General features: G+C 52.5%; 7 protein-coding genes. 5 read left to right on the top strand and 2 right to left on the bottom strand.

Annotated features, from left to right (window positions below):
- The first annotated feature begins 55 nt into the window (after nt 1-55).
- A complete protein-coding gene (locus tag N24_RS05505; RefSeq protein WP_096455048.1) occupies nt 56-1,456 on the top strand; it encodes an ABC transporter transmembrane domain-containing protein in 1,401 nt (466 codons plus the stop codon).
- Entirely contained in the window at nt 1,449-3,185 is a 1,737-nt protein-coding gene (locus N24_RS05510) for an ABC transporter ATP-binding protein (RefSeq protein ID WP_096455050.1), read from the top strand. Before N24_RS05505 ends, N24_RS05510 begins: the two co-directional genes overlap by 8 nt.
- Nucleotides 3,186-3,196: 11 nt before the next feature.
- Here N24_RS05510 and ggt read toward each other — a convergent pair whose 3' ends face one another.
- Complete coding sequence (ggt, locus tag N24_RS05515; protein WP_096455052.1) at nt 3,197-5,170, bottom strand: gamma-glutamyltransferase; 1,974 nt, start codon at nt 5,168-5,170, stop codon at nt 3,197-3,199.
- 211 nt (nt 5,171-5,381) lie between these two features.
- Here ggt and N24_RS05520 point away from each other — a divergent pair, with 211 nt between their 5' ends.
- Nucleotides 5,382-5,633 (top strand): hypothetical protein, encoded by a 252-nt coding sequence (locus tag N24_RS05520; RefSeq protein WP_096455054.1) that lies wholly within the window; start codon nt 5,382-5,384, stop codon nt 5,631-5,633.
- A gap of 369 nt (nt 5,634-6,002) precedes the next feature.
- Here N24_RS05520 and N24_RS05525 read toward each other — a convergent pair whose 3' ends face one another.
- Nucleotides 6,003-6,428 carry an excalibur calcium-binding domain-containing protein gene (locus tag N24_RS05525; protein ID WP_096459785.1) on the bottom strand — a complete coding sequence of 142 codons (426 nt, stop codon included), beginning with the start codon at nt 6,426-6,428 and terminating at the stop codon, nt 6,003-6,005.
- A 367-nt stretch (nt 6,429-6,795) separates the two neighbouring features.
- On the opposite strand from N24_RS05525, the gene N24_RS05530 reads away from it, so the two are divergent.
- The gene (locus tag N24_RS05530) at nt 6,796-7,461 is read left to right on the top strand and encodes a TetR/AcrR family transcriptional regulator (RefSeq protein WP_096455056.1); all 666 of its coding nucleotides are present in this window, start codon (nt 6,796-6,798) and stop codon (nt 7,459-7,461) included.
- 5 nt (nt 7,462-7,466) lie between these two features.
- Nucleotides 7,467-11,111 (top strand): transcription-repair coupling factor, encoded by a 3,645-nt coding sequence (gene mfd, locus N24_RS05535; RefSeq protein ID WP_096459787.1) that lies wholly within the window; start codon nt 7,467-7,469, stop codon nt 11,109-11,111.
- Nucleotides 11,112-11,161 lie beyond the last annotated feature (50 nt).

An 11,161-nucleotide genomic window follows, 5' to 3' on the forward strand; every position in this document is an offset into this window, starting at 1 on the left:
ACTAGACAGGGTTTTGATGACAACAACACACACTGCCTCAAGCATTCTGCGGAGAATGATTAGGCGACAGTGGGGCAAAGTTGCCTTCGGTGCTTTTTTCTTGGGGCTGTGGCAGCTTTCAGAAGCATTGGTTCCGATCGCAATTGGTGTGATTGTTGATCATGCAGTGCTGCCACGGGATTTCAGGCTCCTAATTATTGGTCTTGTTGCCTTTGCTCTGTTGTTTGTGGTGCTGAGTTTTTCTTATCGCTTCGGCTCGCGGGCACTTAATAAGGCAGTGAACTTTGAATCCCATGCGTTGCGTGTGGAGGTGGCAGATCATGCGCTGAAAAACTTAGATCCTAAGAGTTTGGTTCCGGGTGAGGTGATGTCGCGTTCCACGGCGGATGCGGATTCCTCGACAAGGATTTTTAGTCAGATCGGCACGGGGGTGTCAGCTGCAACTGGCTTTCTAGGGGCAGCGGTTTATCTCCTCGTTAGTGATTGGCTAGTCGGGCTTTTGGTCTTAGTCTTAGTTCCGGTTATCTCTGGAATCGTTGCCTTAGCTAGTAAAGGAATTTCGCGGCGAAGTTTTAAACAGCAAGAAAAGTTAGCGGAATCTGGTGCGCAGGCAAGCGATATCATGATGGGTTTGCGCGTAATTAAGGCCATTGGTGGCGAGCGTTGGGCTGCGCAAACTTTTGAAAAGGCTTCGCAGGATTCAGCGAAAGCGGCGGTTGATACGGCTGTTGCTTCGGGAAAAGTTGCTGGCATCGGTGAGTTGTCCATTGCATTGAACTTGGCTGCCGTGTTGCTCTTGGCGGGGTGGAGGGTGACCACAGGGGAGTTGGGGCCAGGTCAGTTGATCGCCATTGTTGGTGTGGCGGTGTATTTGTCTGAGCCGATTCGATTGTTGAGTAACTCGATTAATGCATCCGCCATTGCTCATGGTGCGGCAGAGCGTGTGGCTACTTTCTTAAATCTCACTGCTGCTGAAGATGCAGGATCACACACCATGGACATTAAAAAGGGAGAACTGGTTGTTGTTACTCCACCTGTTACTGCAGTGTCACAGGGCGACAATGTGCTAACCACGCCTCATGCTGCCGATATTTTCGAAGGCACGTTGCGGTCCAATATCTGCATGGATCACCACAAAGATACCCCTATTGATCCAGAGGTGATTAGCGCTTCTGGGCTAAGCGACATTATTGAGGCCGAGGGAATCGATGCACCGGTGAGGGATTCTGGTAGTAATCTTTCCGGTGGTCAGCGCCAGCGCGTGGCATTGGCCAGAGCGTTGCATGCCAATCCAGAGGTATTAGTACTGGTAGATCCCACAAGTGCAGTAGATTCTGTGACTGAGGTAGCTATCGCCCAAGGGGTTAAACAGTTGAGAGCTGGGAAGACAACGATCATTGTGAGTTCTTCACCTGCTTTTTATAACTTGGCGGATCGGATGATTGCTGGTGAGTAAGTTGATTGCGTCATCGACGCCGAAACAAGCGTTTAAAGCGGCCATTGCGGAGCTCAAGCCGTACAGGTTAAGGCTGGTGGGGGTTGTTTTTTGTGGTGTGTTCACCGCCGTGGCGGGGTTGGTAGGGCCATGGGCGGTGGGAGGGCTCGTCGATAAGCTGCTTGAATCCCCAAGCATGGACGACGTTGTAGCTTTCGCACTCCTGATCGTGGCTGGCGGCGTGGTTTCTGGCCTGGGCACGTGGTGGGGTAGCGCGCTGTTGGCGCGCGCGTTGGAGCCCGCGATTGCCCGGTTGCGCGAAAAAGTGCTGCGTGCGGCGGTGAGCTTGGATGCCAACACCGTGGAAACTGCCGGGCGCGGCGATGTAATTTCGCGTATTGCCGATGATTCGCGTGAGGTTTCTAATGCAGCGAGCACGGTTGTGCCGCTGATGGTTCAAGCTGGATTTACCGTGGTAATTTCCGCGTTCGGCATGGCTGCGGTGGATTGGCGGCTGGGCCTTGTTGGACTTGTGGCGATCCCGCTTTATTGGACCACGCTGCGCGTCTATCTTCCCAGGTCTGGGCCACTTTATACCCGTGAGCGCGAGGCTTTCGGTGTGCGCACGCAGCGCCTTGTTGGTGCGGTTGAAGGCGCGGAAACCTTGCGTGCGTTTCGGGCTGAGGACACTGAGTTGAAGCGAATTGATGCAGCGTCAGCGGAAGCTCGCGATATTTCCATTTCTGTTTTCAGGTTTTTAACCTGGGCGTTTTCACGCAACAATCGCGCGGAATGCATCACGTTGATTCTCATTTTGGGCACAGGCTTTTACCTGTTCAACGCGGATTTAGTCACTGTCGGTGCCGTGTCCACAGCCGCGCTGATTTTCCATCGCCTTTTCGGCCCCATCGGCGTGCTGGTCGGCATGTTTTCCGACATCCAATCCGCCAGCGCATCGCTGATCCGCATGGTCGGCGTGATTAACACCGCCTCACACCAGGTCAGCGGCACCTTGCCGGCGCCTGCCAGCACCGCTTTATCGCTTTTCGACGTCTCCCACCACTACCACACCGCTCCTGTTATTAAGAACGCATCCCTGCAGATTGCTGAAGGCGAGCGGATTGCGATAGTGGGGGCAACCGGTGCTGGAAAAAGTACGCTTGCCCTCATTGCAGCTGGTTTATTAACCCAAAGCTCTGGACGTGTGAGTCTTGGCGGTGTTGATTTTGCTGATATCGACCCAGACGAACTACGCAAAAACATCGCGATGGTAAGTCAGGAAATCCACTGTTTTAGAGGCTCAGTTCTAGACAATGTGAAAATTGCGCGACCCGGAGCAACCGATGCCGAAGTAAAAGCAGTGCTTTCTGATTTAGATGATGCCTGGTTAGAGCGTTTACCTCAAGGCCTTGAAACCATTGTGGGCGATGGCGGATTCAGATTAACTTCAGTGGAAAACCAAATCATCGCTCTTGCTCGCGTTCATTTGGCGGATCCAGCGATCGTGATCCTAGATGAAGCCACCGCCGAATCAGGTTCAGATCATGCCAAACTGCTGGAAGAAGCAGCCCTGAAAGTAACCAAAGATCGCTCAGCGCTGGTCGTGGCTCACCGTCTTGATCAAGCACGAACCGCCGATCGCATCATTGTCATGGATTCCGGAGAAATCATAGAATCCGGAACTCATGAACAACTTCGAGCAATCGGCGGTCGTTATGAGGCGCTGTGGTCAGCGTGGTCTGCGCGGTAATTTTGGGATAGTTAGCCGCCCAAGACCACGCCTTCTCTGCGTGGATCGGCGCCACCAACAATGGTGTCGCCATCTTTTACCAGGGCGGACAAACCACTGGATTGTTCACCCACATTGACCTCGTGGCCTTTGCTTTCCAATTCAGAGACCAAGTCTGCTGAATCATCAGCGATCAATGGATGTTCACTGCCCAGTCCTGTTTTAGGTTGATTCATTGCACCAAAGTTAGGTGCAGAAACTGCCTGCTGTGGATCCATTCCCCAGTCAATAATGTTGACCAAGGTTTTCACCACGAACTGGATAATCAGGGATCCACCAGGTGAACCCAACACCATGTTCAGATCCGCGATCTCGCCACCGTCATCGGCATTGAACACCAACATTGGGGACATCGATGAACGTGGACGTTTCGCAGATTCCACCCGGTTTGCTACTGGCTCGCCGTTTTCATCAAGTGGTTCAGCAGAGAAGTCAGTTAGCTGATTGTTCAAAATGAAACCGCGGGTGAAGTGGAATGAGCCAAATGCTGCTTCCACACTGGTGGTCAGCGATGCAGCGTTGCCATAAGAATCGATGATAGAAATGTGGCTGGTGCCATTTTCCGGTATCGGAGCCATCACCGGTTCTTCGCTAAGACCTGCCGTTGCCTCGCCCATAGAGTTGTCAGGATCAATTAGATCTGCACGCCTATCGGTGTAGTCTGCGCTGATCAGCTCATCGACGCCACCGCCAGGAACATCAACAAATGCAGGATCACCGATATATGCATCACGGTCGGCATAAGCCAAACGTTCTGCTTCTGAAATCAAGTGCACAGCTTCCGCATCTGGCAGCCCGCCATCTAAACCAACCTCAGTGGGTGGGTACTGGGAAAGATCAAAGTTATTCAGAATGCCTAAGGTTTCCATCACCGTGACACCACCAGATGATGATGGCGGCATACCGCACACAACCTTGTCACGGTACGGAGCACACAACGCCTCGCGGGTCTCTGGAGTATAAGCAGCCAAATCTGCAGTGCTCATCAAGGAAGGAGTAAATCCGTCAACCTCACGAGTTGCGCGCTCCACGATGTCAGCTGCGATTTCACCCGTGTAGAAGGCATCGGGGCCACCTTCTGAGATAAGGCGAATGGTTTCAGCGTAATCCGGGTTTTGCAGCAGCGTGCCTGGTGCTTTCGCCTCGCCGTTTTCATCAAGGAAGTACGCAGCGGCTTCTGGATCATGCGACAGATCTTCAGCTGAATTAGCAATGGATGCAGACATACGCGGACTGATCTCAAAACCATCGGCGGCTAGTTGCTCTGGAGCAGCTAAAACATCCTGCCAAGAGGTCTGGCCGAAAGAATCGTGGAGCTGGCCTAAAGCTGCCACAATTCCAGGAACACCAATTGACCTGCCTGAACGCCTAGCATCGGGCACCGGCGCTGTTTGATCCTCAGCTGATACATGGATCAGATAGTTTTCATCTGCGGCGACAGGTGCTGTCTCACGACCATCAATCGCAGTTACTGCATTAGCTTCGGCGTCGTAGTACAAAATGTATCCGCCGCCACCAAGACCGGATGACTGGGGTTCGGTAAGTCCCAACACAAACTGTGCTGTGACCAGGGCATCAGCTGCAGTGCCACCTTCCCTCAACACAGCACACGCTGCTTCAGAAGCCAGGGGGTTGGCAGTTGCTACCGCATAGCCTTCGGTTTGAACTGGGGTCATGCCCTCGCGGTAACCAGTGCCGATTTCCGGAGCTACCGAAATATCATCACCAGTGTGCGTGCCTTCGACCGCTTCATCAGAAGTTGCATCAGCGGGAAGCTCACAGGGGGCAAGTGGGGGAGAGGTGTTTGCTTCAGATGTTGAAGCTTCAGAACTTGTGGCGCTTGCCGAGGTGTCATCGTCAGTAGAACAAGAAGAAATGGTCAGGGTCAGGGCTGCCACAGTGAACGCAGCCATCGATCTTAAGATTGTGCTTTGGGTCACTTTCATCACTCGAGCCTATCAGGGAATTTTTATGTAGGGGTGATATTTTCTCCAGAAAAAATAGTTGGTAGAAACCCATTATTGGACACTTGCAATTACTTTAAGTGTGGCCTAAGGTTAATTTCTGATTAACAAAAAGAGTTCTAAAAGTGAACTTAGAATTTCGGGTGGGGCATTCAAGACGGAATACGCCTAATGAAAAGGAAAGGAACACATCATGAAAAACATTCATGACGAAATCAGCCGCATCGAACGCAGCCACGACTACCTGTGGAGTGTTCGAGAAGATCTCCATGCACGATTTGATGGCAAGCTAAAAGCGCACTTTGTCGACAGCGTCCTAGACAGCATTGCTGAAGGCTACGAAGGTCGAATCAACCGCTTCCGGAAAATCTTTATTGAAAAGCGTGCTGTCGAACAGCTTCGCACCGTAGCTGCTTCCCGACCAAGCCACCTCTTGGCTGCTTAAAGGAGATATTTAGGCAACTCAGGCATGGAGTTGGTGCAACCTCTACGCACCGGCATATTTGACCAAAACCATAGTGCGATCAAAGATCCTTGGTCACCAGAGCAAGTTTGTAGACCATGATAACGCCATATTTGACCAAGAATTTCCCTCTCACATTGGTGCTTGGTCACCAGGTGAAGTAGTGGGCAAAAACTGATGAGCAAGTCAGAAAAATTAACCCCGTAGAATCGCCTATAAGCGCCCTTCGGATCTCAAGTGATATAAATACCCATTCTCAAAACCCGGGCGCTTAAATCGGCCGTAGTGGTCTACGGGCAAAAAACAAAGCGAGCTGGCTTTGATGGCTAAACAAAAGCTTTGCCATTCGGGCTATTCGCAGGCAATTCCATCGCCATCGCGGTCAAGTTTGGAACTGTATCCAGGAGATCCTGCATAAAGTGGCGCTGCTCCTGCTGCACGAACCGCTGCGCAATTGGCATAATACGACTGAACAGGTGCAGGTGGGGGAGCCGGGATTTCAGCAAAGTGTTGTGGAGTATTGACATAAGTTTCAGGCTCGGGAATGTACTCTACTGCTGCTGGTTCCACGATTTCCTGACCAATTTCTTCCACTGGTGCAACTTCTGCAACCGTTTCGGTTACTGTGCTGGCTTCTTCAGAAGTGGTCTGCGTGGTGGTCACGACCTGGGTAACGGTGATTTCTGAACTGCTAGATTCTGAAGTGTCCGCGTCGCAAGCAGTTATAAGACCCATGAGTAGTAGGGATGAAAAGCCAAGAACTGCTCTTGATTGCATGCGACCAAAACTACGTTTCGTAGTGTGTTCTGACGCAGAAGAAGATAGGGACATAGTGCCTCGAGTGGGAGTAGGAGATTTAAAGTACTCAGATAAGCTAACACTCGGTTTGAGGGGGAAACATATTTTTTGATGCTCTGCCCACTAAATTAAACAAGAAAACCCGGCTACCGAAAATCTATTTGGTAGCCGGGCATCAAAAAGCTTCCCCACCAGGACTCGAACCTAGAATGACGGTACCAAAAACCGTAGTGTTGCCGATTACACCATGGGGAACTGCAGTAACTGACTGCACCGCTAGAGTTTACATCATTGTCTTAAAAAACCAATTATTGGGGGTGTAGTTAGCTGAGATAGGCTGGTTGACATGGTTCGACAGCGGATGACCGGCAAGGAACGCCGGGAGCAATTAATCTCTATTGGGCGTGCGGTTTTCGCTGAGCGAGGTTTTGATGGCGCGAGCGTGGAGGAGATTGCCGCGCGCGCGAATGTGTCTAAGCCGGTGGTGTATGAGCACTTCGGTGGCAAAGAGGGTTTGTATGCGGTGGTTATTGATCGTGAGATGATCAAGTTGGAGTCGATGATCACGCAGTCTTTGCAGCATGGTCGCTCCCGTTACCGCATTGAGCAGGCTGTTCTTGCGCTTTTGACGTATGTGGAAGATGAAACGGATGGGTTTTTGATCCTGGTGCGCGATATGCGGCCCGGCGAGAGTCGGTCGTATGGCACTTTGCTTAACGACGCCACGACGCAGGTCTCACACATCCTCGGCAATGCCTTCACCCGGTCCGGGCTCAATCCGGAGTACGCGACTCTTTATGGGCAAGCATTGGTCGGCATGGTCTCGATGACGGCACAATGGTGGTTGGATGAGCGCACTCCGCCGAAGGAAGAAGTTGCGGCGCATATTGTTAATCTCTGTTGGAATGGTTTGACGGGGATGGAAGCCGATCCGAAGTTAACGCCTGTCAGTTCCACTGAGGGTGCGATTTTTGGTCAAGATAATGAAACATCTAAGGAGATTCAAGCGTGACACCGATGCTCGCGGGGTTGTTGAAGGTCGCTGCAACCGACCCTAAATTAAAGGGATTGATGTCCAATGTGGGGCAGCAGCATCTGCATATCACGGGTATCGATCAGGCTCGTCCGTGGGTGATCGGTGCGTTGGCTCATCATGCTCCGGTGTTGGTGGTGACTGCTACTGGTCGTGAGGCCGAGGATCTTACCGCTGAGTTGAAGGCAATGATGGGGGATAAGGTGGCGTGGCTTCCTTCGTGGGAGACGTTGCCTCATGAACGCTTAAGCCCTGGTGTAGATATTGTGGGCAAGCGTGCCCAGGTACTCAATCACTTGAAAGACTTAAAAGTTGTTGTCGCTGCTGCGCGCGCGTTTTGCCAGCCTGTGCTGAAAGAAGCAGAAGGTCGTGCGCCGCTGACACTTTCTGAAGGCGCAGAGTTTGATTTTTCTAGCCTGACGTCAGAGTTAGTTTTCCGTGCATATAAGCATGTGGACATGGTGGCAAAGCGTGGTGAGTTTGCTACCCGCGGTGGCATTTTGGATATTTTCCCTACCACGTTGGATTATCCGGTGCGTGTGGAATTTTGGGGCGATGAAGTCTCTGACATCAGGCAGTTCTCTGTTGCCGATCAGCGCACCATCCCAGAAATTACCATTGAAAGCATCGAGATTTATCCGGCGCGTGAACTGCTGATCACTAAAGATGTTGCTGCTCGTGCTGAGTCGTTGATGACCAAGCATCCGGGCAATCCCACATTGGTGGAGATGCTGTCAAAGATTTCTGATTCTCAGGACGTTGATGGCATGGAGGCATTGATTCCAGCGCTGACCGATACTCCGATGGTGCCCATGCTGGAACTCATGCCAGAAAATACTCACGTGTTGGTGATTGCTCCGGAAAAAGTGCGCACCCGTATTGCGGATTTGGAAGCAACCGATGCTGAGTTTTTGATGGCAGGGTGGGAAGCCGCTGCCATGGGAGCTGATGGTCCCGTAGCTGCAGAAGGCCTCGATTTGGAAGCTTCTAGCTATCGCAGTTATGAAAGTTTGGAGGTCTCTGCGTCGAAAAGCGATTTGGCGTGGTGGACTTTCGCCCCGCCCGGCATGTTTGAGGCGGCGGATGAAGCGACGCTGCCGTTGGATTTTGAAGCCGGCCCGGCGCCGCGCGGTGAGCTGCCGAAAATCGATGAGATGATGGCCCAGCTGCTCGCGCACACTACCGCTGGCGGACGTGCGGCGTTTATTGCGCCAACCCAAGGCGCGATTAAACGTATGGTTGATCGCTTTGCCGAGAAGGGCATTCCGACTCACGTGGCAACCCCAGGCTGGGAGCCAACGCCTGGTCAAGTCACTTTATATCATGCGCTCAGCCATGCCGGTTTGGTATTTCCTAAGGTGCGGAAACACCGTGATGGCGCTGCCATGCCACTGGTGGTTATTACCGAAACCGATCTGACCGGTAACCGGGTGGGCGATATCGCGGGAGCAAAACGCAGGCCTGCGAAACGCCGGAACAAAGTGGATCCTTTGGCATTGGAACCAGGGGATTTGGTGGTGCATGAAACCCACGGCATTGGGCGTTTTGTGAAAATGACTGAACGTACCATTTCCGCAGGTGATGAAACCTCGCGCCGGGAATACATCGTGCTGGAATATGCGCCATCCAAGCGTGGCCAGCCAGGCGACCAGCTTTACGTGCCCATGGATGCACTGGATATGCTCAGCCGCTACGTTGGTGGCGAAAAACCAACCCTTTCCAAAATGGGTGGTTCTGATTGGAAAAACGCGAAGAAAAAGGCTCGAGCAGCAGTCCGGGAAATCGCCGGTGAGTTGGTGGAACTTTACGCCAAGCGCCAATCCGCGCCGGGTCATCCTTTTGCGCCAGATACTCCATGGCAAAAAGAAATGGAAGATAACTTTCCCTACGTAGAAACCGAAGACCAAATGCTGGCGATCGATGCGGTCAAGGAGGACATGGAGAAAAGTGTCCCGATGGATCGCGTGATCATTGGTGATGTGGGATACGGCAAAACCGAAGTGGCGGTGCGCGCGGCGTTTAAAGCAGTTCAAGATGGCAAACAAGTAGCTGTGTTGGTGCCCACCACGTTGCTTGCTCAGCAGCATCAGTCCACTTTTGAAGAGCGCATGGCTGGTTTTCCAGTCACGATCAAAGGCTTGTCACGTTTTACTTCGACAGCTGACTCTAAAGAAATTTTGTCCGGACTTGCCACGGGTTCGGTGGATATCGTGATCGGTACGCACCGTCTATTGCAAACCGGTGTGCAGTGGAAAAACTTAGGCCTTGTCATTGTTGATGAGGAGCAGCGTTTCGGTGTTGAGCACAAAGAGCACATCAAGGCTTTGCGTACTCACGTGGATGTGTTGACCATGTCCGCAACCCCAATTCCACGAACCTTGGAAATGTCTATGGCTGGTATTCGTGAGATGACCACCATGCTGACCCCTCCTGAGGATCGCCATCCCATCCTCACCTATGTAGGCCCTTATGAAGACAAACAGGTTGCGGCATCAATTCGACGTGAGCTCCTGCGAGACGGTCAAGTCTTTTTCATCCACAACAAGGTGGCAGATATTGAAAAGAAAGCCCGTGAAATCCGTGACCTCGTGCCCGAAGCACGCGTGGTTGTTGCCCACGGCCAGATGAGCGAGGAACTGCTTGAGCAAACAGTTCAAGGATTCTGGGACCGCGAATACGACGTGCTTGTGTGTACCACCATCGTGGAAACAGGGTTGGACATTGCCAACGCCAACACGCTGATCGTGGAAAATGCCCACCACATGGGCTTGTCTCAGCTTCACCAATTGCGTGGCCGAGTGGGTCGTTCCCGCGAGCGCGGTTACGCTTACTTCCTGTATCCAAAGGGCGCAACACTAACGGAAATGTCCTACGACCGTCTTGCGACCATCGCCCAAAACAACGATCTGGGTGCTGGCATGGCCGTTGCGATGAAGGACCTGGAAATGCGTGGCGCCGGAAACGTGCTGGGTGCAGAACAATCAGGCCACATTGCAGGCGTTGGCTTTGATTTGTATGTGCGTCTTGTCGGTGAAGCAGTTGAGGCTTATCGCGCGCTTGCCGACGGAAAAACTGTCGACGGCACCGTTAAAGGACCAAAGGAAATCCGCGTGGACCTTCCAGTGGACGCCCACATTCCGGAGAAATACATCAACGCCGAACGCCTGCGCCTGGAAATTTACCGAAAGCTCGCACAATCCGAATCCGAAGTGGATCTGCGCCTAGCGGTCGAAGAAATGGAAGACCGCTACGGACCGATCCCCGAAGAGGTTGCCCGACTGCTCTCGGTATCCAGGTTGCGCCACCTCATGCGCGAAGCACACCTCACCGACATTGCAGTCCAGGGCACACGCATCAAGGTCCACCCGGTTGACCTGGCCGACTCCCAGCAAGTGCGCTTAAAGCGCCTGTTCCCAGGCGCCACCTACCGCGCTGCCGCTAAAGCAATCCAGTTGTCCTTCCCGAAGGCTGGCAACAAGGTGACAGATCCTTTGCTTCGCGACGTCGACCTCCTCCAATGGATCGCCGACTTTATTTCCAAAATGTTCAACTTGGAAGAAATCGATGTCCGCGGACCGAAGCGAGGCAAGCCGAAGAAGAAAACAAATGTAATCTCCGTCAGCGAATAAGGTCGCGTGCTGGGCTGCGTGGGCTGTTTGGGGTATCGCGCTCAACACCA

The sequence above is a fragment of the Corynebacterium suranareeae genome, assembly GCF_002355155.1.
GTDB lineage: Bacteria > Actinomycetota > Actinomycetes > Mycobacteriales > Mycobacteriaceae > Corynebacterium > Corynebacterium suranareeae.